The sequence below is a fragment of the Aeoliella mucimassa genome (assembly GCF_007748035.1).
GTDB lineage: Bacteria > Planctomycetota > Planctomycetia > Pirellulales > Lacipirellulaceae > Aeoliella > Aeoliella mucimassa.
Genome location: NZ_CP036278.1, coordinates 5,525,154 through 5,551,466 on the forward strand (window position 1 = coordinate 5,525,154; position 26,313 = coordinate 5,551,466).

A 26,313-nucleotide genomic window follows, 5' to 3' on the forward strand; every position below is an offset into this window, starting at 1 on the left:
CCGCTTCTATTGATTCCAATTCGGCAAGACTACTTAGTGTAGGGGCACCCGCCCGCATTGGAAAGCGGGTTAGGCGGGATGCAAAGCGGATTTTGCCGCGCTGACAAATTGCTTCACGCGCTCGATATCCTTGATGCCAGGTGTGCTTTCGACACCGCTGGCGACGTCGACCCCGTCGGGTTGCACGACGCGAATCGCCTCGGCAACGTTCTCGGGCGTCAGCCCTCCGGCCAGAATGAGCGGCGGCAGTTGTTGCTCGCGATCGCGGTCGGCAAATGCTTGCCAGTCGGCCGTTTCACCAGTGCCACCGTAGTGGCCGAGTACGTTGGCATCCAGCAAGATCGCATCGGGGTTTCGCCCGCACGAGCGACACGCGTCGAGGTCTGCTAGCACTCGCTCCCAGTTGTCGGTGCGATACGCCCGCATGATCTTCAAGCTCGGATCGAGTAACGGTAAATACTCAGGGGGCTCGTCGCCGTGCAGCTGCACCCATCGCAAGCCGACGCGAGCGGCCGTGTAGTTCACTACCTCTACAGGGTGGTTCACGAAGAGTCCCACGAGCGTGATCGCTTGCTGGCCGATGTCCTCCAACTCGCCGAGCGGTGGCAGTTTCCACTCGCCGACAAAGCGTTTGCTCTTTTCGTAGTAGTTCAGTCCCAACGCGTCGGCCCCCGCTTCGACCACCGACACCATCTGCTCGCGGGAGGTAAGTCCGCACACTTTTATACGAAAGGGGATCGGCATCAAATGCGCCTATATAAGTACTAGAAAACGAGGGGTGCGAGCCGCCCGGGAGGTGACGATCTTTACGAATCGATCAGCGAGGCGAATGTCGCGCTTCGCTAGCTGCCGATTAGAGACTTATGGGGTTTAGTTTAACCTTTTTCCCCGATTGGAGTTAGCCGTACAACCTGGCCGATGGAAACGACGAGGTACGCGACTGTGTACCAAGGCGGTACGACCAAGCCACTCCCCCCTCAAGGATGAACCGATGCCTACGATTGCCGATCTGGCCCGCGCCACGGAGCGTGTGTTCCCAACTCATGCCCGGGTGGATCGCTACTATCCTGCTGCTGCTGCCGAAGAGGCGCGCGGCATCCTCGGACGCTGTCTCGATCGCGGCGAAGGCCCTGCCTTGCTGATCGGCGCGCCTGGCACTGGCAAGTCGATGCTCTTGCAGGTGCTTGCCGGCGATATCGGCAAGAACCGCCCGGTCGTTTGTCTCACCAGTGCCCAACTCTGCACCCGTCGGGCGTTGCTGCAGTCCATTTTGTTTGAGCTGGGTCAGCCTTATCGTCAGCGCGACGAAGGCGACCTGCGACTCGCTTTGATGGACTACTTATCGTCGGGCGATGTTCGCACCACGGGCATGTTGCTACTGGTCGACGAAGCCCAGTCGCTGCCGGTGCGGCTGCTCGAAGAGCTGCGCATCCTGGGCAATGTCGCCTACCAGGGGACTCCCGTCGTGCGGCTGTTGCTCGCTGGTTCGCAGGCGCTCGAGGAAACGTTCACCGAGCCCGAGATCGAGGCCTTCAATCAACGCATCGCGGCTCGTTGTTACATGTCTCCTTTGAGTCACGGCGACACCGCCCAAATGGTGCGCGGGCACCTGGCTGCTGCTGGGGTCGATCCCGACAAACTCTTCACTGCCGATGCGCTGGATGCAGTTTTTCGGGCGACCGATGGCATCGCGCGATTGGTCAACCAGGTGTGCGATCGGGCGTTGGTGTTGGCCGCCGAGCATGGCGACCTGCAGGTCACGAAGCGAAGCGTCGAGAATGCATGGGCCGATCTGCAGCAACTGCCGACCCCGTGGAACCTGCCCGACACGCCGGAGATCGCGGGGCACGAGCCCGAGCAAGAGCAGGTGGTAGAGTATGGCCCGCTCTCCGAAGACGACGGGGAGTACGAGCTGGCCGAGTCGACCGTGGAAACCTCTCCGGTGACCGCCCGTATTCATCAGCCGGAAGCCGACAGCGAATCGGATGCAGAGGAGCTGGAACTCGAACTCGAGCTCGAGCTGGAGGCTTCGATCGAGGTAGGCGAAGCGTTTGAGACTCCTGTGGCCGAGTCTCAAGAGCAACCGCCTGCTGCGATCGAGTCGGTTACCAGCGTTGTTGAGCCGGTCACCGAGTTGGTGGCCATGGAGCCCATGCAACCGGTCGAGCCGACTCCGAGTGTCGACGACCTGTTTGGTGACGATTTCGAAGAAGAAGTGGTGATCAACGAGTTTGCCTCGCTCGAGCAAGCGATTCCGGCAAGGCGTCCTCGTGTTACCAGCACCAGTGATGCCGATCTGGGGCAGATGCTCAGCAATGTGAGTTTGCCAGTCGAGCAGAACAGCGTGCTCATCAACCAGCCTGCTGGGGTGATCGACGAAGCCGAACCGCTGGAGGAACTGGAGCTGGAAGCGGAGAAACCATTCGCTGGTTTCAGCGTGGTGGAAGTCGATGGACTGGACGATGGAGAGCATGCGGTCGATCCGACAGAGTTGGACGAAGATACCGAAGAAGAACTGTTCGATCAGGTGACCAATCTGGCCGAAGAGGCCGACCGTGCGGCTCAGCCCTCGGAACACTCGCTGTCGACCGAAGACGATATACTGGTGATCGAAGACGAGATGTCGCTGCCGATCGATACGGCCGCCGCGCATCGCGCCGACTATCGTCAGTTGTTCAAGACGCTGCGATACAACAACTAGCACGCAATCGCCGCTTACCGGTAACTCGCCAGCAGTCTTCCTGCGTTTGTTTGCAGGTTGGACAGGTGCTGTTGGTGTGAGGAGATGGATTTCACTGCGATGACGAACTTCTTAGTTACCGGCGGGGCAGGTTTCATTGGATCGCACATCGCTACGGCGCTCGTCGAGCGGGGCGAGCAGGTGCGGGTGGTCGACAACCTGTCGAGCGGTTTTCGTCGCAACCTCGACCATCTGGCTGGCAAAGTCGAACTGATTGAAGGCAACGCCGGCGATGCGAAGATTATGGCCTCGGCCCTCGAAGGGGTGGAAGTCGTCTATCACGAGGCCGCGTTGGCGTCGGTCCCCGCGAGCGTCCGCGATCCGTTGCGATCGCACGCGGAATGCGCGACCGCGACGGTCAACGTGCTGACCGAAGCCCACAAGGCGGGGGCGCGAAGGGTGATTCTGGCCGCCTCGAGCGCTGCGTATGGCGATCGCCCCACGCCGATCAAGTGCGAGGACGACCCGCTCGATCCCCTCTCTCCCTACGCGGCCGCCAAGATTGCCAGCGAGTACTACTGTCAGGCGTTTACCAAGAGCTTTGGGCTCGAAACGGTTTGCTTGCGGTACTTCAATGTCTATGGCCCCCGGCAAGATCCCACCAGCGAGTACTCGGCCGTGATACCGATCTTCGTCAGCAAGATGCTGGCCGGCGAGCGCCCCACGGTTTACGGCGACGGACTGCAGTCGCGCGACTTTGTGTACGTGGCCGACGTGGTGCAGGCCAATCTGCTGGCGGCCGAGTCGACCAAAGCGGTCGGCCAGTCGATCAACGTCGCCTGCGGTCGGCAAGCAACGCTGCTCGATTTGATCGCGGCCGTGAACGGAGCGTTGGGAACCGAGATCGAACCGATCTTCGCCGAAGCCCGCGCCGGCGACGTCCGCGATAGCCTGGCCGACGTGTCGAAGGCCAAAGAGCTGTTGGGCTACGAGCCATCGGTTGATCTTGCCGAGGGGCTCAAGCGATCGATCGATTACTATCGCGAGATTGCCAAGTGAGCGGACGCTCGAACGCTGGCTGCTACTCTGGGGCGTCCTTGAGCATCGTAAACGTGCGGCCGAGTAGTTCCTTGAGCCCTTCGCCGGTAACCGCCGAGAAGGTAAACACTTCGCGGCCTGTTTCGGCAGCGAGTTGCTCGGCCAGTTCGGCCGCGCCGGGGAGTTCGGCCTTGCTTACCGCGATGATTTCGGGGCGGGCCGCCAGATCGGCCGAGTACTCTTCGAGTTCCTTGCGGATGGCTTGATAGTTGGCCATCGGATCCGATTGATCCATCGGCATCGGCTCGACCAGATGCAGCAACACTCGCGTGCGCTCGACATGCCGGAGGAACTCGAGCCCCAGGCCGGCGCCGCTATGGGCCCCTTCGATCAGGCCCGGGATGTCGGCCATCACGAACTCGGTGTCGAGGTCGACTTGGACGATACCGAGGTTCGGCTTCTTGGTCGTGAACGGGTAGTTGGCAATCTCGGGCCGCGCCCGTGATACTCGACTCAGCAGCGTGCTCTTGCCCGCGTTCGGTTTGCCAAGCAGGCCGACGTCGGCAATCAGCTTCAGCTCGAACACGATCATTCGCTGCTCGCCTTCGGTACCGGGGGTCGACTCGCGCGGAACCTGATTCGTGGAGCTTTTGAAGCGTGCGTTGCCTTTGCCACCCTGCCCGCCGCGGGCGGCTACTACCTGGTCGCCGGCGTTGGCCAAGTCGCGGAGCACGAGATTGTGTTTGGAGTCGCGAACCAGCGTGCCGGGCGGGACGCGGATGATCAGGTCGTCGGCGTTCGCTCCATGGCGATTGCTGCCAGAGCCAGGCGTGCCGCTCTTGGCTCGCCAGTGTTTACGATGGGCCATCGCGGCCAGGCTGTCGACTCCGGCTTCGGCCACGACGATGATGCTGCCACCGTTGCCGCCGTCGCCGCCGTCGGGACCACCGCGGGGGATGAACTTCTCGCGACGAAAGCTCACGCACCCGTCGCCACCGCGGCCGGCTTGCAATTCGATTTCTACGCGGTCGACAAACATGAACTTAGCGTGGGACAGGCGGGGTAGGAATGGCTAGCGCAAAAACAAAGGGACGCACCTGGCGTCCCTCTGCGACTGTTCGGTTGGCGGCACCCAGCTAGCGATGGCACCTGGCTGCTACTTAGGCAGTGGGAACCACGTTTATCCGGCGACCTTCGCGGTCGAACATCACTTGGCCTTCGACCAAAGCAAACAAGGTGTAGTCCTTGCCTTGGCCAACGCCGATGCCGGGGTGGTACTTGTTGCCGAGCTGACGGATCAGGATGTTGCCCGGAATCACCTTTTCGCCGCCGTACTTCTTTACGCCGCGACGTTGGGCATTCGAATCGCGACCGTTGCGGCTCGAACCTTGACCTTTTTTATGTGCCATTTCAGGGGCCTCCACGTTGGAGTCGCGCGGCAGCAAATAAGCGAAAAATGCCGCCGCTGCGGGGTTGTACGGGTAGTTGGGGGAACAATATTCCCCTCGGAGCCTAGCTATCCTACCGGAAGGTCCACTGGTAGGCAACCCCCTCGTCGACGCCGTACAGGTCGGCTTTGCCGTCGGGAACACCGAAGCGAATTTCCTTCTCGTTCTCCAGGAATTCGTCACCCGGACGCCAGAAGTTGAGCTGAAGTGTCTTGGCCGCGATTCGCCGGCCTTTGCCTGCCGGGTCGCCTGCCTGGTACTCCCCTTCGGGGTCAGCCCAGACGTACGCGTTGGTCAGACCGCTCACGTAGATCGACAGGAAGTCCATCTCGGGGTCGACTTGCTCCCAGATCGCCACGCCCCACACGGTGTGGTCTTCGGCTTCGGTGCTGACTTCGATCGGCGTAGCCGCCATCTCGGCGTTGTTTAGCAATTCGCGACCAGGCACCTCGCGCTGGCGGATGGTTTCGACCACGCCGGGGATGATGCGATCGAGATACGCTTTGTAGATTTTCTGGCCATTCGTGTCGCGATCCTGGCCTTCGAGCACGAAGTGCGGCAGGAAGCGGACTGGCTTAGGTTCGGCCGGTTCGGCGGTGAACTCACCCAGCTCTTTTTCCACGGCTTTGAGTCGCTCGCCCGTGTTTCGCACGTTGTAAACCAGGTACCACAGCAGCTTTCGCTCGCTCTCGCCCTGGGCGTTCGGCACCTCGACCGTGACCATCCGCAGTGGTTTGAAGCTGAATTCCAGCCCCCAAACTTCGTTGGTGAACGTGGTTTGCTTGGCCTGGCTGTAGAGCGTGCGAGTCTTCGCAATCGTCGCGGGATCCCAATCGAGGGCCTGGTTGGCCGTGATCTCGATCATCGGTTTCCGGCTATAGGTTTCCTCTGAGAGAATCTCGGGTTCGATCGTCGTGATCACGCCGGGAGCAAACGTCCGTGGGCCGGAACGTTCGGGCTGGGCGGCAACTGTGTTGCCAACGAGCGAAGTCGCGGCAAACAGGGATAGGGCAAGCAGGGATAGGGCAAGCAGACACAGTCGGTGCATGGTGGCGTAACCAGGTGAGCAGACACAGGAGCAACGGAAGTTCTTTCCGCCATTATATTTGCTGCTGGCAATGGGAGCAAACAACGGCATAACCGCCAGGATCGATGCGATCGAATCGGCTCGCGCCGGGCCAGCAATACTAGAAGTGTAACCCGCGAAACGGGCGATGTCTGCTGTTTTAGCCCGTTCTCGCAGGGAGATAACGGAAGCACGCAAAAAGATACCCCTCCGCAAAGCCGAAGCTCAGCGGAGGGGTATCAGCGGGGGGGATTGTTACGAGGCTACCGAAGGCTATTCGCCATCTGCCTCTGCTTGCGGACGACCGAAGCCACGGCCCGGTCCGCCAAAGCCAGGTCCACCGAATCCGGGGCCGCCGAATCCAGGACCACCTTGGCCAAAGCCGCCGCGTCCACCGCGGGCTGGGGCTTCGGCTTTCGCCTTGTCGTCGGCATCGTCGGCCTTGGCTTCATCGCCGCTGCGTCCGAAGCCACCGCGTCCGAAGCCAGCCGCCGGACCGCCCTGTCCGCCACGACCGGGGCCGCCGAAGGCGGGGCCACCGCGACCAGGACCGCGATTACCGCGACCCTGGAACTCGGGCTTGGGGGTCTCGTCGTCGCTATCGGACTTGGCTGCCGCGCCGCGAGGGCCGAAACCACTACGTCCGGGACCACCAGCCGCTGGTCCACCTTGGCCGGGTCCGCGACCGCCACGGCCTTGGAACTCACCGCGTTGACGAGGACCATTGGGGCCCTTCGATTGCATGGCCACGCGAGGTCCACCCCCTGTGGGTCCTCGGCGTTGGCTCATGCTGCGTTGCATATTCTGACGTACCGCTTGCATGCGTTTGGCGAGGGTCGCGAACTCTTCCTTGCTCAAAACGCCATCGTCGTTGGCGTCGAGGCGATCGAAAATCGCATCGGGCGATGGCATGCCGGTCGGCTTCGCAGCAGCTGGCTTGCCTTTGGCTGCCTTGGCCTTTGGAGACTTATCCTTGGCTAGTTTGGCCTTGTCGCCTTTGGCCTTCGCGGCATCGGGCTTGCCCTTGCCTTCTGGTTTCTTTGCACCATCGCGTGGTCCACGTTGGGCCTGCGGTCCGCGTCCTTCACGTGGTCCGCGTTGGGCCTGTGGTCCGCGACCTTCGCGTGGTCCACGTTCGGCTTGAGGTCCGCGACCATCGCGTGGTCCACGATTGGCTTGGCGTTCGGCAAACGCTTTGCGAGCGGCTTGACGTTCTTTGACGCTTAGCTCACCATCGCCATCGTTGTCGAAACGCTCGATTAGTTGCTTCATCCTCTCGGGATTGCGCTGGCCGCGTTCCCGGGCGGGTGGTCCGTCTTGTGCGTAAACGGAAGTCGCCAGCAGCATGGCCAGCGGTGTCAAGCACAGCATCAACCATTTGGTCATCGTGATCTCCTTGATCGTATCTGGAGGATCAGGCAGAGAGCCTGTCTCGGTTGTCTAATTGTGAGCGGAGCAGAAGGGGAAACCCGCCACCGCCTAACCCGTGTGCCAAGTGCGATTTGCTAGCAACGAACGTTTTGGCTTTCAAGAATACAAACCCCGTGTATGGCGACGGGTGTCGCAGAATTTCTTTAGCGAGAGCGCAACAAAAAACCACCGAGACTCTCGCGAGCCTCGGTGGCAATGGTTGTAACTCCACTAATCCGACCAGCGGTGGACCGCCAGTGGTCTGCTAGCGGGCGACTTAGAACGCGTCGCCCGACACTGGTGGCAAGTTGCGATCGGGCGTGCCGCCAGGAGCGTACGACGAGCGGCGAGCGTTGGACGTCAATAGCTGGCCGTACACGGTCAGGTCGATGCCATCGGTAACGAACTCCACGCGAGCGTCGCAGAACGCCATGTTCACACCACCGGGATGGTTGCTCGAGGGGTACGAATAGCAATCGTCCAATTTGTTCATGTAGATGATCGGGGCCGCGTCCTTCGAGACACCGTTGATCTTCAGCCAATTCGTGTCGCACTGTCCGTCGTTACCCGAGGCGGTGGAGTTGGTCCAACCAAAGCCGAACCAGTGAGGATTGTCTTTGAAGATGTCGTCCTTGTTTTGCGAGTTGGCCACTGGGTTGTTGTTGCCATCGACGTAGGTCCAGTAGAACGTGTAGAGGTTCTCGCTGAACATGACCGTGTTGCTCGTGCCGTCGAGAATCGAACCGATCGACACCTGCGGTGGCTTTGCGCTTTCGCGGCCGTCGGCAGCCCCCGTGCTTGGTAGTGCGTTAAGGTTAACACTGCGATCGACAAACACCCCGTTCGCAGCCGATTCGCCGACACCATTGCGGGTGGGGTCGGTCATTAGCTGACCACTGTTGGCAACATACGACAACCAAGGGCTGCCCGGAATATCGCGGGCGTTGCTCGTGCATTCGAGCATTGGCAGTTCAGGCGTGTTCGCCGAGTCGCTCAACGACTGAGTTGCGTCCGACCAATTATCCCACAGGGCTTGCTGCTCGAGGTAGGGGAAGAGCATCACGACCCAAGTGGCCTGACGAGCCTCGGTATACTGAAAGTTGTTGTCTTTGGCGCTTCGGGTGTTCTCGATATCGTTCACGTAGCCAGGCAGGTGGCCAGCGCTCGAATCGTAGTTCTGCATCGCCAGAGCAAGCTGACGGATGTTGTTGGTGCATGTCGCGCGGCGACCCGACTCGCGGGCGCTTTGCACGGCCGGCAGCAGCAGTGCGACCAGCGTGCCGATAATCGCGATGACCACCAGCAGTTCGACCAGGGTGAAGCCGCGCATCGCTGCGTGGCGACTGGAATTGGTTTGCCTCATCTGTTCTCTCCTAACGTGACGAACCACTCGGGTACTTTCCATGAGTTGCTCGCAAGTAAATGATGGGACGCGATCCGCTACGAGTTTGCCCTCGCGAGTCACGCCTGGTGTCTGGTCCAACGTGGTCGCCCGTAGGAATAGGATCGGTAGCATAATTCAGCTCGCTGCGGGCAACACCCCGAAGCCTGGCGGAGCCAGCAGAACAGACCGGGGTGAAGGGCGACCAGCATTTCAACCTGTCTGTCCATAGTAGGGGCCAGCGCGCTTCGATGCGAGTGCACGGCTCCTAGTATTAATTTTTGCAAAGAATAAGCCATTTGTCCAGAAATAACGCTGCTTGACCGCTTGCGGGCATCCTCTTGTGCCAGTCGCTAGCTGCACGCTGCCCCGCGGAACGGGGGCGAATGACTCCTGTCTATAGGTGTTAGACCGCGAATCTCCACCAGTTGTAACGATTAATCGGCCGAGGGCTTCGGAGCCTCGGTCGCTTGATTCGCCGGGTGGTTTTGGTATCCTCCCTGGCTGTGGCACGGGCACCGTCGGCATGGGGTCGCGACGGGTAGGCCCTACCATAGTGCCATTCGCCCAAAACAGCCCGATTTCTTCCCGTAGCGGCTGTTTTTACCCAATGCATTGGGACTGGCGGCAAAACCACCGGCTGGCCGTATCTTCCATTTCTTGTAGGAGACACCTTTCATGTCCATGTATATTGGCGAAGCCCTGGCGGGCGACGGAAACGAAATTGCCCACATCGACCTGCTCGTCGGCAGCAAAGATGGCCCCGTAGGCGTTGCTTTTGCCAACGCACTGGCTCGTCAGAGCGAAGGCCACTCCAACCTGCTGGCCGTACTCACCCCCAACCTGGCGGTAAAGCCCGCTACGGTCATGGTTACCAAGGTCACCATTAAAGGCATGAAGCAAGCGGTGCAGATGTTCGGCCCGGCTCAGGCTGCCGTAGCCAAAGCGGTTGCCGATAGCGTCGCCGACGGCGTGATTGCCCAAGATGCTGCCGAGGACCTCGTCTGCGTTTGCGGCGTGTTCATCCACCCCGAGGCCGAGGACGACAAGAAAATCTACGACTACAACTACGAAGCCACCAAGATGGCGATCAAGAACGCGATGGAAGGCAAGCCGACCGCCGCGGAGATGATTGCCGGGAAGGATGAAGCAGCCCATCCGTTCCGCGGATTCTAAGCGGCTGGAAAAACTGTTCGGAGGAAGGGAGAGCCTAAACTTCGTGGTTCTCCCTTCCTCTACTGCTTTCTACGCTCGCTCCCGCCCACGCTCTTACTTCGGGTCAACATGCCAGCCAAGATTCTTATCTGCCTCGATACCGACCCTCAGCCGAGCGTGTTCGATAGCGTGGTGGCAGTCGACTCGGGGGCCGACCATCTGTTCCGCCATGCGGGCGTGACCCCCGACGTGGTTCGCGACTTGGTCTACGGAGCCATCTTCACCCGAAGTCCGGGCGAGCTGCATGACACTGCGATTTTCGTCGGCGGCAGCGACGTTGCCCTCGGCGAGCAAGTGCTGGCCGAGGTGGTCAACACTTGCTTTGGCCCGATGCGAGTATCGGCCATGCTCGACTCGAGCGGTTCCAATACCACGGCCGCCGCGGCGGTGCTGGCCGCTGGCCGGCACGTAGAACTTGCCCAATCGACCGCCACGGTGCTGGCCGCTACCGGCCCGGTGGGCCAGCGAGTGGTCCGTATGCTGGCCGAAGACGGCGCCCGCGTTCGACTCTGCTCCCGGCGACTCGCGAGCGCCGAAGCCACTGCCGAGTCGATTCGCCAGCAGTTGCCAGCGGCCAAGATCGAGTGTTTCGCCACGGCCGACGAAGCGGGACTGCGACAGTCGCTCACCGGCTCGAACCTGGTATTCGGCTGCGGAGCAGCAGGGGTCGAGTTGCTGCCAGCAGCGGTTCGCAGCGACTTCGCCGACTTGCAAGTCGCGATCGATCTGAACGCGGTACCGCCGGTCGGCATCGAGGGGATCGAGGTCGGCGACAAAGCGATCGAACAGGCAGGCACCCTCTGCTACGGAGCCATCGGTATCGGTGGCACCAAGATGAAAATCCACCGCGCGGCCATCGCCCGACTCTTCACGGCCAACGACCTGGTGCTCGACGCCCCGCAGATTTACGCGCTGGGCAAAGAAATCGAAGCGGGTAAATAAAGGGCTCTCCGAGCACGATTGCTACTTCTGCCCTGGTTGCTTTTGTGCTTCTCGTCTTTTACGCTCCGCTATTTCAGCCTCAATTCGTAGAGAATACTCGTGGGGAGGTAGCGACTGCCAGGATTGCCGTCGATCAAGATCCTTTTCAGCGTCTTCAAACGATTCGCCTTGCGATTCCAGCCATTGCTTTACTTCATCGTATTGCCGTTTCGTTTCGGGTGTCCATCTGTTTCCACGAAGACGTTTGCACATTATCATCTTATGGGCAAGCCGGGCGTTTATGGTGGTCTGATAGACTTTCCAATCCGCACCTTTTTCGAGCAAAAATAGTACAAGATCAAACTGTTCGCCCCAACTTACTGCTTGCATGCAGGGGGTTACATCGGCACCATTGATGAAGTCGAGATCGGCCCCTAGGCTGATTAGGGTTACAATTCGCTCTTTCTGATCAGCGGGCCTGTTTCTGACAATTTTAAAGATAGGTGTTTCGGGGATAATTCCTTGACCTTGTTCCACCAGGTTGGGATCCCCTCCGTGTTCGAACACCGCTTCAAAGTATCCCGGAAAACTGGTTTTGCAGGCCATATGCGTGATTGAGAAGCCAGGACGAATGCCGGAGCTGTGCGTATTGAAATCGCTTCGAACAATGACGTTTGGATCGGCGCCATGCTCTAGGAGTTTCTTAAATCGCTCAAGCTTGTTGTCTGGAAACGCCCACAAAAGAGGCGTCATGTTATCCTTGCCGGTTGCGGTAACGTCGGCCCCTGCTTGGATCAATTGCTCCATCTCTTCCAGGTCGTTGGCTTCGATGGCTTTGCAAAGAGCGATGACTTGCGGGTCGTCAAAGTAGTCTTCCGCGTTCCAGTCGAACTTCTGATGCCAAGTCGAGTTACCACAGCCAGCTACGAGTACTAGAAGTGCAACAATCCAAATCCTACGCATGGTTCGCACCTTAAAAAGGTAAGCTTATAAGGAGTGTTATAAATTGTATTCGAGGAGATTCTCGATAACGATCCCTGGCTCATTTTCAGGCACAAGCAGGCTACACCTGCCCTTTGGGTAACAGGGCTCTCCGAGCCCGATTGCCACTGGCAGAGCTCACTGTCGCCTCACCCTGGCGGAGCCAGGGGCACCCGAGTTGTTGCCCTTATTCTGTTCTACTTTTCTTTCCATTTTCTTCTCGCAATTGGCCACCGGATGTGCACTAATGATCAGTGCACCACACTGTGGTTGGTGTGAGGATCTTTGACAACTTGGTTGTAAGTTGCAGCTCGTAAGCAGTGGGCTACGTGCACTGGTACTGCCCTGGCGAAATCCCTGGTGCCATTCGGCTTTTGCCAGAGCGTGGGGCATGGTTTTGCCCCCACTCGATGTGGGGTGGGGCGAATCTCCCGGTGGGCGTTTTTGGGTGGCGTGAAAAAGTGCCGACAAACACAGGCGAAAAGCGAATCTGCCGCCCCCGGTGAGGAGAGAATAAAGCCCCCACGAATCGATTTCGGGCTTTTGGGGGCAATTGGGGCCACGCGAATGCGGGGAAGCAGCGGCCGTTATCGTGGGTCTTTGGTAAACGTGAGCAGCACCAAATAGACCAGTAGCAGAATGATGGCCGAACTAACCGCAACAACCGTGCGAACCTTCTTCCGCAGTCGGGCGCGGGCCTCCAGCGCTTCGTCGGCGGTCACCAGCGGCGGCGGGGCATCGAGCGGCGGGGCCGACGCCTCGTGTTCGAGAGTGGGAGCAGTTATCGGTTCCTGCACGAACGGGGCTTCGAAAAACGTGCTCTCCACCCGCGGGGCTGGCGTTTCGGCCGGCGGCGATTGGGCCGCAGGCTTGGCGGGCGACGATTTCCGCTTCTTCGCTGGCTTTAGCACCCGCCCGCAATGTTCGCAGGTCACCGCCATCACGTCGGCAGGCAGCGCGTACCCACAGAACGGGCAGTTGGTCGGCGGAAGCGGTGCGGGGTCGGGCATGCAGGTTCAGGTTTTGAGTTTGCCGAGCAGAGGGGGCGTTTCTGTGCGGCAAGTTCCAATAGGAGGTTCTTCCTACTATCCTAGCTGGTCGAAACGAGTCTCCAAAGCGATAATGCGAGTTTCGTTCGATCCATCGACTCGGCAATTATTCGGATTTTCCCTTGGCTAAGAAGCGTCCGTCGCAATCCCGCGGCAAGAAAAAACCTGGTACCCCAAGCTCCAGCAGCGTGTCACTCGCCCAATTAGCCGGCGGCAAAGGCTGGGCACTCAAGCATCCCCGCTGCGCCCGCGATCGGGCCGAAGACATCGACGAAGTGCGGTTCATGCTCGAACAGGGGGAATGGGAAGTCGCCCAGGACGAGCTTCGCTGGCTGTTGTCGGGCTGCAGCGACTGCCTCGACGCCCATCTGCTGCTCGGCGAGATGGCCGTGGAGTATCAGAACGATGTTCCCCTGGCCCGTGGGCACTTTGGTTACGCGTACCAGCTTGGCTACAAGGCCTGGCGGCGGGCGGGCGAGCCGGTGCCGGTGCCGGCTTCGCAGTTAGCGAATCAGGGGTTCTTCGCCGCGGGGCGGGGAGCCGCTTGGTGTTTGGAGAAGTTAGGCAAAGGAGTGATGGCCGACGAAATCGTGAGCACCTTGCTCAAGATGGACCCGACCGATCCGCTTGAGTGCCGCAAGATGCTCGACGACATGCGCGGCAGCGACATGCTACCGATGCTGTAGCCCGCGGAAAACGATGGCGTTTCAATGCATCGCTACTGTTGGCGGTGCTTCTCGGCCATTCGCAAACTAGCGAACAGTTTGAAGTCGCATCCGATGCCGGCCGCTTGCTGCGAGTCGAGCCATTGATCGACCTCGGCCAGCGGCACGGTGTGCACGCGGATGTCTTCAAAGTCGTCACCACCGCCGTCGGATTCCTTGCGACAGTCGGCGGCCAGGAAGAACATGATCGACTCGTCGGACAGACCTGGCGACGAGTATCCGCTGCCGAGCTCCGACCAACTGTCCGAGACGTAGCCGGTTTCTTCCAGCAGTTCGCGTTTGGCCGCCTCGATCAGCGGCTCGCCGGCAAACTCCGCCGTGTCGCCCACCAGGCCGGCGGGGATCTCGATCACAGGTCGCCCGACCGGAATGCGGTACTGCTCCACCAGCACCACCTGCTCGTCGCTGGTAATCGCCAAGATGCCAACCGCGCCCGAGGCCACGGTACGAACCGCGTATTCCCAGTGCCCGCGAGCAACAAGGGTCAAGTGTTTGCCGCGGTGCAGGCATTCGGGGGGTGGCAATGGTTGATCCATGAACAAACGCTCCGTTACACAAAATGAACATTCGCTACCCAAAGGCAAGCATTGCCAGCAACAACCGACACAACTCACCTAGAAATGAAGTTTCGCATGTTCCGCAATCGCTGGCAACGCACGGATGGAGGAAGCCTTCGCGATGCTGAAGGGTCGCTCCAGGCACCACCGACCTCGTGGGTAGTCATTCAACGGTCCCCCTCTATACTGGTCGTAACAATATCATATCTAGATTGCAAACTCATGGATCGCACGAGGTGTGCTATTTTTTCTACAACCCTCAAAGCTTCGCCTGTTTCTCCTGCCGCATCTCTGTTGGAGCGTTATCAGCAGGTGCGACAAACCACCGATCGGTTGTGCTCGCCACTTGCTCCGGAAGATTGCGTGATCCAGTCGATGCCCGATGCGAGTCCCATTCGCTGGCATCTGGCTCACACGACTTGGTTTTTTGAGACCTTCGTGCTGAAGCCTGCGATTGCCGGTTACGAGCCGTTCGATCCTGCGTTCGAGTACTTGTTTAACTCTTACTACAATCAGGTCGGCGAGCAGTTTCCTCGCTCTCAGCGAGGACTGTTGTCGCGGCCGCTGATGAGCGACGTGCATCGCTATCGCCAGGCAATCGACCAACAAATGGTGGAACTGCTTGCAGGACTCGATAGCAGTTCGACCGAGTTGTTGTCGATCGTCGAGTTGGGTTTGCAGCATGAGCAACAGCACCAGGAGTTGATGCTCACCGACGTGAAGCACCTGTTCTCGTGCAACCCGTTGTGGCCGGTTTACGAATCGCGCGAACCGCTTTCGCCCAGGCCAGCAGCAGCGATCGATTGGTTGCCGGGCAGCGAAGGAGTGCGTGAGATTGGCTACGCTGGCGACGGCTTTCACTACGACAACGAAGGTCCACGGCACGAAGCCTTGCTGCAGTCGCACGAGATCGCCTCGCGGCCAGTTACCAACGCCGAGTACCTGGAGTTCATCGACGCAGGTGGTTATCAGCGTCCTGAGCTTTGGCTGTCGCTTGGTTGGAGCGTGGTGCAAGCGGATCGCTGGAACGCTCCCTTGTACTGGCAGCAAGTCAACGGCGAATGGCATCAATTCACGCTCGCCGGGTTGGTGCCGGTAGATCGCAACGAACCGGTGTGCCACGTCAGCTACTTCGAAGCCGACGCCTACGCCCGCTGGGCTGGGTGCCGATTGCCGAGCGAAGCGGAGTGGGAGCGGATGACCATCGACCAGCAGGTGCCGATCACGGGCAACTTCGTAGAGAGTGGTCGCTACCACCCTGCCCCGGCTCCAAGCATAGGAGAAGGCTCCTTGCAGCAGGCTTACGGCGATGTGTGGGAATGGACCTCGAGCCCTTACACCCCGTATCCTGGCTACGCTCCGCCGCCCGGGGCGATTGGTGAGTATAATGGGAAGTTCATGTGCAACCAGTACGTGCTGCGAGGCGGCTCGTGCGCGACAAGCCAGTCGCACATCCGCCCCACTTATCGCAACTTTTTCCCGCCCGAAGCCCGCTGGCAATTCACCGGCATCCGGCTCGCACGATAGTCGCTTCTGCAGCGACTCCGTTTGTTCAAATACTACTTTTAACCAGGCGAATCCCATGCCCCCTTCTACCACTACCGAGCTGCCGCTAGCCATTGAAGAGTTTCTGGAGGACGTGCTCGAGGGTCTCTCCGGCGAGCAGAAGACCTTGCCGAGTAAGTACTTTTACGACCGCCGGGGAAGCTTACTGTTCGATCAGATTTGCGAGCTGCCGGAGTACTATCCCACCCGCACCGAAGTGGCCATCATGCAGCAGCATGGCCAGCAGATGGCTGACCGCATCGGCGAGCGGGCGATCGTTGTCGAACTCGGCAGCGGCAGCAGCATGAAGACCGGCGCGTTGCTCTCTCGCCTGCCGAAACCAACTTGCTACGTGCCGGTCGACATCTCCGGCGAGCATCTCTACGAAGCGGCCGAGCGCATCGCCGAAGCACACGACGACGTGCAGGTGGTACCGGTGCATGCCGACTTTACGCAGGAGTTCGCCCTGCCCGACGCCGAGTTCGAACCCGCCCGCTGCGTGGCGTACTTCCCCGGTTCGACGATCGGCAACTTCCGCCCTGCCGCGGCCGAAGAGCTGCTGTCGCGGTTGTCGAACCTCGTAGGCCCCGGCGGCGGGCTGCTCATTGGGTTCGATCTGATCAAGGATCGTCGCACTTTGGAGCAGGCGTACGACGACCAGCAGCAGGTCACTGCAAAGTTCAACCTGAATCTGCTCCGTCGGATTAACGAAGAGCTCGATGGCGATTTTGATCTCAGGGCGTTCACCCATCGCGCGGTCTTCAACGAAGAGCATCATCGCATCGAAATGCACCTGGTCAGCCAGGCCGACCAAACCGTGCACCTGGCGGGTCGGTCGATCGCGTTCCGCCAAGGCGAGACCGTGCGTACCGAGCTGTCGCACAAATACAGTGTCGAGTCGTTCAGCGAGATGGCAAGCCGCGCAGGTTTTGCGGCTCCCACGGTCTGGACCGATCCATCGCGGCTGTTCGCGGTGGCATATTTCCCCGTAGAGGAGTAGTTTTTTGCCCAACGCGAACCCACAGCAGCCGACCGATGTCTTCCCAAGACCCCAGCCAGCCGATTAGAATGCTGCCGAGCGAAACCAATTGCCTCGGCAAGCTGGTTAGCCATGCGTCCGTAGCTCAATTGGATAGAGCACTGGTCTTCGGAACCAGGGGTTGCAGGTTCGAGTCCTGCCGGGCGTGCTTCGTTTCCCTCCTTTCGTTCTAGGAGCCTTGTTATGTGTCGGCTGTACGAAGTCTTCGTTGCGAATACCAAGCGTGAAATGAAGCGTCAGGGGCTCAATCAGGAGCGGCTTGGGGAGCGAATGGGCCGTAGGCAATCGGATGTCTCGAACCTTTTGAATCGTCGTAAGGATGTGCGTTTATCTACTGTCGAGCTGTTCGCGGAAGCGTTGGACGTTCCCCCTAGTAAGCTAATGCGTATTGATCCTAAAGCGGGAACGTCGAAATCGCAATAATTTCGATTGACGAATAACGTTTAAAGTGCAATAATCACTCCATCGACGCCGGGGAGTTCCGGCGGGTATTTCCTTTACCGATGGAGCGACGGTCATGCTATTGGCTATATCTCTTGCCGCTGTTCTAGTGGCCGCGTTCCCTAATTCTGATGGGGCGATTGATGGCCGAATCTGCTACGAAGCCGGAACCAAAGAACAACGATGCAATCTCTCTCGATCGTGCGAAAGCCATGATGATCGAAGGGATCAAACTTCAGGGCGTGGTGAAGTGTGTTGCCCGTGGACCACGGACCTACGAGGGCAAGCAACGGGAAGTGATGAAGCTCGAAGGGATGGGCTTCACGCACACGATGTACGGCGAGAATCCCGCCGACTTCCGTCATTGGCCCTTCGAGGGCGATTGGGTGCATGTGAAAGCGGATGTGACCCAAACCCGCGACGGGACCCTACGGATCGCAGCGACGGAGTTACGTGTGGTCGCCAGCGAGAACAGCTAGACCAATTGGGGCGTGAAGCATGGAAGCTGAACGCGGCATATGAGGCCAACCTGGGGAATGGAATTCTTTGGTTGGCTTCTTCTTACGCTGTGGCGTTTATGTTCGGCGAGATTCTGAGGTGCGATCATGGCTACTAAAGCACCTGTTCTAACGATCCGGTGCGATCGTGATTTCCGTGAGCGGTTGCGGCTGCGTGCGGAGCGTGTTGGCGTAAGCGTTCAGAAAATGACCCACTCGGTTCTGAACGACTTACTTGAGGGGCGTTTGTGCATCGTGAATCCACTGGGAGAGGTTATACGGTTCGATGCGGAAGGTAGGAAGCCGCGAAAAGTCGCAACCCTAACCGATAGTGGCGTGGGTCAAGGAGTAGCAACGCCCCCTATTTCCTGCCCACGTTAATACAGTAGCCGGGGGGCTATTGCGTCTGGGGCGTGTGTGTAGTAGCTGGATGGAGTAAAGGGGTAATCGGCGGAGCACGCTGGCGGGCTCGCTCGCGGTCCCCGGAGCGGCGGAGCCACGCCAGGCGGCTCCGCCGCCTTTAACTTGAATACCTCCGAATTGTTTGGATAAACAGCGATGAACGAAAAACCAAACGGATTCCATGTAATCGGCTGCGGGTGCAAGTCGTTCTTCTGCCCGGAGTGCTGTACCGGGCGGGGCTGGGCGTTGCGTCATAAGTTGATGGCGGCGGTTCAGCGGTGGCAGGCTTCTCGGCCTATTATGGTTACCTGTACGGTCGACCCTCGGAACTTCGACGGGCCTGAACAAGCATTTGATTACGTGCGGGAGAAGGGACTGATCTCTCGGATGGTGCGGGAGTTAAGGCGGCTTTACGGCGAGGAGGTGGGGCACTACTTCGCGGTACTTGAACTGCACGAATCGGGCTGGCCGCACTGGCACGTGCTTATCGATGCCGACTTCATTCCTCACGATTCGGTCGAGCGGGCTTGGAATGCGGCTGGGCCTGCTCGTGAGGGGCACCGGTTCAGAATGGGCATGGTGAAGATTACGAAGCCCCGCGGCTTCGTTTCGAAGGACCACGCTGCGAACTACTCGACCAAATACCTGGTTAAGTTCCCAAAGGGTGGTTATCCCGATTGGGTGCTGAAGCGTCAGGGGATTTTCAAGCGTTACACGGCGTCGCAAGGGCTGTTCTCAGACCCGGAGCTTGATGCCCTCCGCGATGCGGCCGAGCGTGCAGAGTTCATTCGACAGGAGGGCTACCCGCCGGAGTGGGAAATGGACGAGGAGCCCGACGAGTATGAAATGTACGTGGCGTACGAGTACCCGGACGGGGAAGCGGAAGCACCAGCACGCGGGCCTTACGAGCGTCGGGCAGAGTCGATCGAGGGTCGCGTGAAGCTTTGCGGCCGCAAGGTAACGATCATCGAATATAAAACGACGATCGAGGTCGGCGGCGAAGTCGTTGTGAATAAGCGGTGGGTTGCTTCGGGTAATGAGAGCCTTTCGGCTCTGGCCGACCTCGCGGGCCATGAGATTTCTAGCAATCGCATTATTCTAAATTGGGAGCAATGTGAAGCAATCGTGCATTACCTCGAAGGGCGGGGCGGGCAGGTCTCCGAGTGGGCACCACGTAAGGAAGCGATTCCACCTCCGCTGGATTGCCAGCGAGCCTTATTCGATACCGGGCCGATGGTCCTGGAAGGAGTAGGCGTATGACTCCGTTTATGTGGTGGGCGGAACACTGGTGGTATGGCATGACGATTGCTATTGTGTTTCATTTTTTTGCTTGGTTCTCGAAGGGGGGCCGCTGGTCATCTTGGTGGAGTAAAGCTTAAACAGCCGAACCGCGGCCGGCTGTATTTGGATGCCGCGGGATTGTCAGGGGCGATAAGGTGTCGAGTTATGTTTTCTGGTGCAAAGAGTTTGGTATTAGGTGCGTTGTCGAAGGGCGTTGGTGTTCTTCGGCGGGCGTCGTCGGCGTGCAATAGCGTTGCTGGCCGGGTCTGTACTGCCGTGGCGGCATTCTTCGGTTTGCAGATGGGCGTGGCATCTGCCTCCGATCCTCTGATTCCTGATTCCGGTGTGGATATTGGGGCCTTCATCAGTGAGGGTATTACCAAAATGGGCTCGGTCGTTGCCGTGGCCGTTGGTGGTATGTTCGCGTTTCTGATTGTCCGTTACGCCATGAAGTGGGCGATGCGGGCTTTGGGTCGCTAGGCCAAGCTGAGGGTGGGTGTCGGTCGTCTTTGTCCATTCAGCGGGCGGCACCCGCTCTTTTTTTCCAAGGTGTTTTGATGACTGAGACCCAGGCGGACACGATTATCGAACTGTTGGAGACGATCCAGTTTTTCGCTGAGGTCTGTGCTATGGTGCTGTCCTTCATCTCTGGCTTCGTGTCGTGGCGTTTGATCGTTTACGCGAAAAATCATAAGGATATTTGGTAATGCGTGCCCTTCTCTGTACTCTGTGTGTGCTGTCCGCCTCGGTGGGTTTCGCGAACGAATACGATGACGTTGCTGCGACCGCCCTGGCCCGTGCGGATATGATCGCCGTTCCTCCTGGTGCCACGGTGATTGGCGACCAACCCAATATCGACGATTCCGATACGATTCAGTGGGATGGCGGGTTGTCCTTCAGCGGTAATACGGTGTTGGATTGGCCCCAGACGTTTAACGACGGCCTTGGTTTCGTCTTGGTACGGTTTAAGGCGAATACCGAGCAGCCGGAGGGGTGGAGTTCGAATATTCGGTGCGTGCTTGATATGACGACTGGCGGCTCACAGCCGGTCGGTATTTTTCTGTCGGTGAATCCGAATGGGAATAACGGCATTGCAAAGGGCAATCTGGTTATGTGGCGACGGAGCGATGACCAGAGCAGTTGGATCACCGCTGATTTGGGTCCGTGCACAGACGGCGAGTTTCATACGGTGATGTTGGGTTGTGCCCCAGACCCGGAGGGTGGGTATGGTGTGTTTGCAAATCACGAGAATGAGGGATTGTGGTATATGACGATGGGTGCACCAGTCCCCGGCCTCATGGAAGTGGGGGGGGACTCGTCACATGTGTCTCGCTTCTTTGGTGGTGTCATTTCCGATGTGCTTGTCAGCCGTGTTATTCCCCCATTGGAGACTTCTAATCAGTTATTTGATGGACCAGAAACCTTCGTGGGGTCGTTCGGGGAGGGCGGCCGACAGAGTGGGTTTCCAGCCTGGGAAACTTCGGAAACTCGCCGCACCGGGGGTCATCGAGGCGCCGCCGTCGGTCCGTCTAAGGTGGGGAAGACCAAGGGTTACCGTATTCAGCGAGGTGGGCGGCGTTAAAACCTACCAGTATGTGCATCCGGTGGAGGCGAACTCCTCGGATAATACGTTTGCTCGGGTTTTTGTGGCTCGGACTGAGTGGCGGATCGCGGGAGAATGGCACTTTAAGGAGAAGTATTGGGAGATTGCTCAGGGAGCATCTACCGATGAGTGGCAGGAAGTCGACACGGTGACCTATACGACCAGCGGGCCACCGGTCGGCTTTGAAAACGGCGAAGACTGGTACAACTCGTGCGATATCGATGGCGATGGGCTACCGAATAGTCAGGATGGCGACATTGACGACGATGGCTTACCTAATTCGGTCGACGATGACGACGACGGCGACGGTATCCGCGACGAAATGGACGAGTTTCCGCACGGGAACCCAGTGTGCGGTGGCGGTGACATGGATGGCGACGGTGTCGGAAATTGCGAGGATGGCGACGTTGACGGCGACGGTATTCCAAATTCGGAAGATGACGATGATGACGGCGATGGAAGCCCCGACGCGGAAGACGAGTTCCCCCGCGGGCAAGACTGCTCCGAAGAACCGGACCCGGACCCGGAGCCAACGCCGCCGTGGTGGCAGCCGCCCGGTAACGAGATCGAGCGGGAAACAGTCATAGTCTTTCCACCTGGGGATATCGACGGCGATGGCATCCCGAATCAGTTCGATGATGACGCGGACGGTGATGGGATTCCTAACTGGTCCGATCCGGATGCGGACGGTAATGGGACGGATGATGCGTACCAGGACTTTCCAGAACCTACTCCGGCTCCTGATCCGCCTATCGGTATCGATCCCCCTGGGCCTCCTCCGAGTGATCCTCCGAGCTATGATCCGCCTCCTGTATGGCCTGATCCTCCTGCTACTGGGGATTGCGATCCTTGTTATTGGCTTGAGATCATTGCTAATGAATTGAAGTATCAGAACTCGGGTGGTGGGTTTGGTGGTGGGGCAGACACTGGAGAGGATTATTGGGCTGGCATGAGTTGGGAAGTGCCGGATATGTCGAACCTCAATCCACCCCAGTTTGAAATACCAGATTTCTCTGGTGGCAGCGTCGGTAGTTATTACTTCGACGTGCCATTCTATAACCAGAATTTTCGTCAACGGGTCTCGGTCGATATGACTCTGAACGACTCGTTTTATTCTGAGGTGGAGGTGTTTGGTGCGGTGGACGCCTTGCGGGAGTTTGTGCGGGTGTTCTTCACGTTTTATATGATCGTGTACTTCATTCGACGTAGTGCGTACCTTTTGTTCAGGTGGTAATGATGCAACTCCTCGACACGATTCAGCAGATTTTGTGGACATTAAAGTGGTTAGGAAAAACCATTTTAGATGCTTGTACTGCTCTTTTTGGTTGGGTCTGGAATTGGGTTTGGGCGTACATGCAACCTGCTTGGCAGTGGGTTCGGGATATGCTGGATGCTCTACTGCAGTACCTGCATTTCCCCGATACGACCCAATTCCTCGATCTCTATGCGGGGGCTAATTTGTGGTTACCGCTCGACGAGTTCTTTCAGATTCTTGGTGCGTATTCGATATTCTGGGTCTCGGTTGTGTTCGTGCGTTATGTGATTAAGTTTATTCCTACCATTGGTTCTTCCTGATGTTCGAAAGTTCCTGGACTAGTTTTTGTGTCGTCTTCATTACAGGTGCACCTGGGGCGGGGAAATCCTATTGCTGTGTCTATGATCTTTTTCAGCGTCTTAAAGAACACGAAGGGCCTGTTGTTACGAATTTACCGCTCAAGGTTGAGGAGTTCAGCGGAGCAGTCAGTAAAGCAACAGGCCGAGAACTGGAATCGGTTAAGGATCAACTCATTCTTATACCGCAAACGGTGCTTGCAAATTGGAAAGAGGGAAATTCGAGCCCGGCCGAGTTGAGGGAGTCGCCGTGGTTGGTGGGTTTGGAGACGGTTAAGGGTGCTGTCTTTATTCTCGATGAATGCCATTTGTTTTATCCGGCGTCTGATCCGTCGCGGAAAACGCTGTGGGAGTCGTGGTTAGGCGAAGTGCGGCATGAGGAATGGGCAGGTGTGTACTTTGTTAGTCAGGATCAAAGTAAGGTTGGTCCTGCAATCAAAATTCACTCGGAGCTTCGTTATGAGTTAACGAAAGCAGATAAGCTCCGGGACCCTTGGTTTGGTATCGAACTTGGTCTGTGGTGGGAGGTCATCGCGTCCTTTACTGGTGATTACTGGCTGAGTGTACAGGTTGTTCAGTTTCGTCGTCAGATGGGGAAAATGAGAGAGGACGGCGTAAGGTTATCGCGATTGATGCCGTTTTATTTCGATCTGTATGAGTCGTTGTCTGCGACGGGTGGAGGTACCTCGTCGAAGCAGGCGGCCACGATGTTACTTGAGCATCAAAAGCGGCCGGTGTTCTGGTTTGAGGAAAGGAACGGCCGCAAGTGGATGCCGACGTGGCTCTGGTTCTTGCGGCGTACGTGGGTTCGCGTTACGTCGCGGCTGGTGTTGGTGGCTGTTGTCGGGTGGTTGTGTTTTGGTGGGGGAGTAGCGTATTTGCTTGATAGCTGGATGGATGGCTCTAAGTCGATGATGGCAGCGAACGCCGAGGAACAATCCGTGGAAAAGGTTATTCGTTTGGATGGCGAGAAGGGCACCCGGTCTTTTTCAACGGTTGGGAAAGAGTCAAAGCTGTCAGAAGCCTCGGCGGTTGAGTTTGCAGAATTGCTCAAGGGATTACCGGAAGCGGAACGGAAAACGGTCCTCGACCAAATGAGTGTCCTCCGTGACCAGGTCGAAACCGAGAGGGCAAGGATTCGGGCGGAACGCGAAGCGGAAGAAGAAGCACGAGAAAAGAGGCGTCGCTCAATCCGAGTGGTAGCGATCGATGGGAAGCGGGTTTGGTTGTCCGATGGATCGGACATCCGGGAGGGGGAAACAATCGTAGGAGGCGAATTTGATGGGGCGAAAATCGAGAAAGTTGATACGTGGCGGCGTCGGGTTACGTTCGATGACGGCGTTATGCTTGGCATGGGTGCCCCTTCTGGGTTGCTCGACTCTGCTAAACCTGCCGACGGCGGGAGTGGTTCGAAGCCCGCGGGAAGTTCCCCTGCGATCGGTAGGACCTCAGTTTCGGGACCTCTACCAGCAAGCTCTGGCCCGTGAGCCTCAAAAGGCCTCGGATGAACAGAGCCAAACGGTCACCGTCTCGGCCGATGGCATGCCGCTAGGTCAGTTCGTGCGGTGGTTGGTGGACGAAACTGGCGTGTCTGTGATTGTCGATGCCGGTGCTGAGGATCAGGAAGTGTTCGCCGAAGTCCGCGACATTCCAATCGTCGAACTCCTGAACGCAGTGGCTCGTCGCCTGGGGCTCTCTCTCCGCGAGCAAAACGGCGTCTACATCATTGGCCAGAGCCAACCGCAGGACCGCGGGGTTTTGGTGCGTCGTGTGCGTCGTCTTTCTGCCGAGCAACTGACGCAAGCCTTGCAGGTCTTTGGAGCCGAGTCGGGGCGGTCTGTCGCCTTCTCGGATGGCTTGGTCGTCGTCGGCGACAAGGTGGAAGTGTTGGCGAAAGTCGCCTCGATGCTCGATCAGGTGGAAGCAACGCCGGTGCCCGTCTGGGTGTGCGAGTTGCATTTGGTCGGGTGGTCCCGACGTGCGGCTGAAGATTTCGGATTTGATCTGACGCCGGCCGCCGATCTGGCTTTCGGTTTTGCCGTCGGCTCCTCCGGGTTCGATCTCGATCTCGACCTCGGTGCTGCGCTCGACGGAATCTTACGAGCGGCTTCCGAGCGTTCCGACGTTCGCGTGAGTTCGGCTCCGATGTTCGTGTTGGTCGACGGGGCAACCTCTTCGGTGGTGCAAGGCGATAAGGTGCCGATCCCTCGGCAGGTGACGACCGATCAGGGCACTACGCGAACGGACGGTTACGACTTCATTCAAACTGGCACCGATGTGTCTCTGACGCTACGGGAAGTCGATCAGCGTCGGGCGTTGCTCGATCTCGAAATACGAATGTCGGACGTTCGCTCTTACGTCGAGCTGGCTCCGGTGACCGGAGAGGAAACATTCAAGACAACGGCCGCGGTAGAAGCGGGCGGCGTCTACCTTCTTGGTGCGATCGTCAAGGACAGGGAAACCGGTGAGGATTCCGTCGGGTGGCGAACGAATGACGCTTTCTCACGTGAGGTGCATGTTGTTCAAGTGTGGTGCCGAGTTTATCGAATCGCGGGGGGTCTGTCGCAACACTCGATCGAAAAGGACAGTTACGACGCCCGCGGTTTGCTCGATGAACTCTCGCCAACTGAAGCGGGGGAAAGCTCCGAGCAAGTCCGGCCGATGTCACCGGCGGGCAAGGAAGGTGCAAGCGGCTCGGAGCCTCTTCCGCTCTTTAATAATACGGTGTTTCGTGTGAACTTTGGAAAGGATAAGAAGCCATGAGTCGTACCGATGGAGTAGCGTTCGAAACCTATGTGTACGCGAGTCCTTGTAGGTGTGAGGCTTGCGGTTCGTGGAATCAGTGTGCTAGGGGCTGTGTGGTTGGGCGTGAGTTCCTTGGGCACTGGAGCATTGCCAGCGTTATCGGGGAAGCGGAAAAGCTTTGGCTCGGGGGCCATACGCCGCTGTTCTTGCAGCAGTTCTACCGTGGCGATGGCTCTGCCGGTGTTGTCGTGCCTACGTGCGGTGCCTGTGGTAACGTCCGTGGTTTCGCGTCCGTCGGTGATGTACTCGAAATGCTCGAAACGGACGCGGGCATGATTGTTCCCGTGCCGAACGGCCGCGGCGTCTTGCTAAACGTCCATTGGGATTACGATGACGACGTGGCGGAGTGTTTCCAGGAGCTTTACGACTTCTTGGAAGTGGGGGGCAACGATGGCTAATGAAATCACGGTTTCTGGTGAGTTGAAGCGGGCAGGGGTGACTCTTTCACCCGATGCCGTCGGCCGCGTGGCCTTCATGGTGTGCCGACGTTGGCTCTGCACGTTCGATAGGATGCCGAAGCAAGTCCAAGGAATCTATCGTTATCCGCAAAGCTGGGGGCACGTTATTGCGGATGAGGTTCAGGAAGAATTAAGGCGGCAAGGCCGCCTCCGCTAGTTT

General features: G+C 58.5%; 27 protein-coding genes and 1 tRNA gene. 19 read left to right on the top strand and 9 right to left on the bottom strand.

What is annotated here, in order from left to right; translation table 11 throughout:
* Positions 1 to 69: 69 nt before the first annotated feature.
* Positions 70 to 744, bottom strand: a complete 675-nt coding sequence (locus Pan181_RS21690; protein WP_145250061.1) for a phosphoribosylanthranilate isomerase — start codon at positions 742 to 744, stop codon at positions 70 to 72.
* A 247-nt stretch (positions 745 to 991) separates the two neighbouring features.
* Between Pan181_RS21690 and Pan181_RS21695 the strand changes: the two genes are divergently transcribed.
* Both Pan181_RS21695 and Pan181_RS21700 read left to right on the top strand, forming a co-directional pair.
* On the top strand, positions 992 to 2,701 hold the full coding sequence (locus Pan181_RS21695) for an ExeA family protein (RefSeq protein WP_145250064.1): 1,710 nt from the start codon (positions 992 to 994) through the stop codon (positions 2,699 to 2,701).
* A gap of 99 nt (positions 2,702 to 2,800) precedes the next feature.
* On the top strand, positions 2,801 to 3,739 hold the full coding sequence (locus Pan181_RS21700) for an SDR family oxidoreductase (RefSeq protein WP_145250067.1): 939 nt from the start codon (positions 2,801 to 2,803) through the stop codon (positions 3,737 to 3,739).
* A gap of 22 nt (positions 3,740 to 3,761) precedes the next feature.
* Here the strand turns inward: Pan181_RS21700 and obgE are convergent, their stop codons facing one another.
* The 5 genes from obgE to Pan181_RS21725 form a co-directional block, all read right to left on the bottom strand.
* Positions 3,762 to 4,757 carry a GTPase ObgE gene (gene obgE, locus Pan181_RS21705; RefSeq protein WP_145250070.1) on the bottom strand — a complete coding sequence of 332 codons (996 nt, stop codon included), beginning with the start codon at positions 4,755 to 4,757 and terminating at the stop codon, positions 3,762 to 3,764.
* A 121-nt stretch (positions 4,758 to 4,878) separates the two neighbouring features.
* Positions 4,879 to 5,127, bottom strand: coding sequence for a 50S ribosomal protein L27 (gene rpmA / locus Pan181_RS21710; RefSeq protein WP_145250073.1), 249 nt, complete (start codon positions 5,125 to 5,127; stop codon positions 4,879 to 4,881).
* Positions 5,128 to 5,239: 112 nt separating this feature from the next.
* Positions 5,240 to 6,214, bottom strand: coding sequence for a hypothetical protein (locus tag Pan181_RS21715; RefSeq protein ID WP_145250076.1), 975 nt, complete (start codon positions 6,212 to 6,214; stop codon positions 5,240 to 5,242).
* A 291-nt stretch (positions 6,215 to 6,505) separates the two neighbouring features.
* The gene (locus Pan181_RS26820) at positions 6,506 to 7,618 is read right to left on the bottom strand and encodes an EF-hand domain-containing protein (RefSeq protein ID WP_145250079.1); all 1,113 of its coding nucleotides are present in this window, start codon (positions 7,616 to 7,618) and stop codon (positions 6,506 to 6,508) included.
* Positions 7,619 to 7,919: 301 nt separating this feature from the next.
* On the bottom strand, positions 7,920 to 9,005 hold the full coding sequence (locus Pan181_RS21725; RefSeq protein ID WP_197529309.1) for a DUF1559 domain-containing protein: 1,086 nt from the start codon (positions 9,003 to 9,005) through the stop codon (positions 7,920 to 7,922).
* A gap of 696 nt (positions 9,006 to 9,701) precedes the next feature.
* Here Pan181_RS21725 and fae point away from each other — a divergent pair.
* Both fae and Pan181_RS21735 read left to right on the top strand, forming a co-directional pair.
* Positions 9,702 to 10,199 carry a formaldehyde-activating enzyme gene (gene fae / locus Pan181_RS21730; RefSeq protein WP_145250084.1) on the top strand — a complete coding sequence of 166 codons (498 nt, stop codon included), beginning with the start codon at positions 9,702 to 9,704 and terminating at the stop codon, positions 10,197 to 10,199.
* Between the two features lie 108 nt (positions 10,200 to 10,307).
* Positions 10,308 to 11,180 (top strand): NAD(P)-dependent methylenetetrahydromethanopterin dehydrogenase, encoded by an 873-nt coding sequence (locus Pan181_RS21735; RefSeq protein ID WP_145250087.1) that lies wholly within the window; start codon positions 10,308 to 10,310, stop codon positions 11,178 to 11,180.
* A 21-nt stretch (positions 11,181 to 11,201) separates the two neighbouring features.
* Here Pan181_RS21735 and Pan181_RS21740 read toward each other — a convergent pair whose 3' ends face one another.
* Entirely contained in the window at positions 11,202 to 12,122 is a 921-nt protein-coding gene (locus Pan181_RS21740; protein ID WP_145250090.1) for an ankyrin repeat domain-containing protein, read from the bottom strand.
* 605 nt (positions 12,123 to 12,727) lie between these two features.
* Positions 12,728 to 13,150: a hypothetical protein gene (locus Pan181_RS21745; RefSeq protein WP_145250094.1), complete on the bottom strand. Its 423-nt coding sequence runs from the start codon at positions 13,148 to 13,150 to the stop codon at positions 12,728 to 12,730.
* Positions 13,151 to 13,311: 161 nt separating this feature from the next.
* Here Pan181_RS21745 and Pan181_RS21750 point away from each other — a divergent pair, with 161 nt between their 5' ends.
* The gene (locus Pan181_RS21750) at positions 13,312 to 13,875 is read left to right on the top strand and encodes a hypothetical protein (RefSeq protein WP_145250097.1); all 564 of its coding nucleotides are present in this window, start codon (positions 13,312 to 13,314) and stop codon (positions 13,873 to 13,875) included.
* A 32-nt stretch (positions 13,876 to 13,907) separates the two neighbouring features.
* Here Pan181_RS21750 and Pan181_RS21755 read toward each other — a convergent pair whose 3' ends face one another.
* On the bottom strand, positions 13,908 to 14,450 hold the full coding sequence (locus Pan181_RS21755; RefSeq protein WP_145250100.1) for an NUDIX hydrolase: 543 nt from the start codon (positions 14,448 to 14,450) through the stop codon (positions 13,908 to 13,910).
* A gap of 243 nt (positions 14,451 to 14,693) precedes the next feature.
* Here Pan181_RS21755 and egtB point away from each other — a divergent pair, with 243 nt between their 5' ends.
* From egtB to Pan181_RS21830, 14 genes are all read left to right on the top strand, one after another.
* Complete coding sequence (gene egtB, locus Pan181_RS21760; protein WP_145250103.1) at positions 14,694 to 15,998, top strand: ergothioneine biosynthesis protein EgtB; 1,305 nt, start codon at positions 14,694 to 14,696, stop codon at positions 15,996 to 15,998.
* Between the two features lie 55 nt (positions 15,999 to 16,053).
* Positions 16,054 to 17,016 carry an L-histidine N(alpha)-methyltransferase gene (gene egtD / locus Pan181_RS21765; RefSeq protein ID WP_145250105.1) on the top strand — a complete coding sequence of 321 codons (963 nt, stop codon included), beginning with the start codon at positions 16,054 to 16,056 and terminating at the stop codon, positions 17,014 to 17,016.
* A 113-nt stretch (positions 17,017 to 17,129) separates the two neighbouring features.
* Positions 17,130 to 17,203 (top strand) — tRNA-Arg (locus tag Pan181_RS21770).
* Between the two features lie 35 nt (positions 17,204 to 17,238).
* On the top strand, positions 17,239 to 17,478 hold the full coding sequence (locus tag Pan181_RS21775; protein ID WP_145250108.1) for a helix-turn-helix domain-containing protein: 240 nt from the start codon (positions 17,239 to 17,241) through the stop codon (positions 17,476 to 17,478).
* Positions 17,479 to 17,639: 161 nt separating this feature from the next.
* Positions 17,640 to 17,975 carry a hypothetical protein gene (locus Pan181_RS21780; protein ID WP_145250110.1) on the top strand — a complete coding sequence of 112 codons (336 nt, stop codon included), beginning with the start codon at positions 17,640 to 17,642 and terminating at the stop codon, positions 17,973 to 17,975.
* Between the two features lie 576 nt (positions 17,976 to 18,551).
* Positions 18,552 to 19,655, top strand: a complete 1,104-nt coding sequence (locus Pan181_RS21785) for a rolling circle replication-associated protein (RefSeq protein ID WP_145250113.1) — start codon at positions 18,552 to 18,554, stop codon at positions 19,653 to 19,655.
* A gap of 186 nt (positions 19,656 to 19,841) precedes the next feature.
* On the top strand, positions 19,842 to 20,156 hold the full coding sequence (locus Pan181_RS21790) for a hypothetical protein (protein ID WP_145250115.1): 315 nt from the start codon (positions 19,842 to 19,844) through the stop codon (positions 20,154 to 20,156).
* A 226-nt stretch (positions 20,157 to 20,382) separates the two neighbouring features.
* Entirely contained in the window at positions 20,383 to 21,258 is an 876-nt protein-coding gene (locus tag Pan181_RS21795; RefSeq protein ID WP_145250117.1) for a hypothetical protein, read from the top strand.
* Positions 21,245 to 22,513, top strand: coding sequence for a hypothetical protein (locus Pan181_RS26310; protein WP_197528579.1), 1,269 nt, complete (start codon positions 21,245 to 21,247; stop codon positions 22,511 to 22,513). Before Pan181_RS21795 ends, Pan181_RS26310 begins: the two co-directional genes overlap by 14 nt.
* Positions 22,513 to 22,854, top strand: coding sequence for a hypothetical protein (locus tag Pan181_RS21810; RefSeq protein WP_145250122.1), 342 nt, complete (start codon positions 22,513 to 22,515; stop codon positions 22,852 to 22,854). The genes Pan181_RS26310 and Pan181_RS21810 overlap by 1 nt, the downstream gene beginning before the upstream one ends.
* Complete coding sequence (locus Pan181_RS21815; RefSeq protein WP_145250125.1) at positions 22,854 to 24,377, top strand: zonular occludens toxin domain-containing protein; 1,524 nt, start codon at positions 22,854 to 22,856, stop codon at positions 24,375 to 24,377. The genes Pan181_RS21810 and Pan181_RS21815 overlap by 1 nt, the downstream gene beginning before the upstream one ends.
* Positions 24,295 to 25,653 (top strand): hypothetical protein, encoded by a 1,359-nt coding sequence (locus Pan181_RS21820; protein ID WP_197528580.1) that lies wholly within the window; start codon positions 24,295 to 24,297, stop codon positions 25,651 to 25,653. Before Pan181_RS21815 ends, Pan181_RS21820 begins: the two co-directional genes overlap by 83 nt.
* Positions 25,650 to 26,093 carry an Hsp33 family molecular chaperone HslO gene (locus Pan181_RS21825; protein WP_145250130.1) on the top strand — a complete coding sequence of 148 codons (444 nt, stop codon included), beginning with the start codon at positions 25,650 to 25,652 and terminating at the stop codon, positions 26,091 to 26,093. The genes Pan181_RS21820 and Pan181_RS21825 overlap by 4 nt, the downstream gene beginning before the upstream one ends.
* Complete coding sequence (locus Pan181_RS21830) at positions 26,086 to 26,310, top strand: hypothetical protein (protein WP_145250133.1); 225 nt, start codon at positions 26,086 to 26,088, stop codon at positions 26,308 to 26,310. Before Pan181_RS21825 ends, Pan181_RS21830 begins: the two co-directional genes overlap by 8 nt.
* Positions 26,311 to 26,313: the final 3 nt, after the last annotated feature.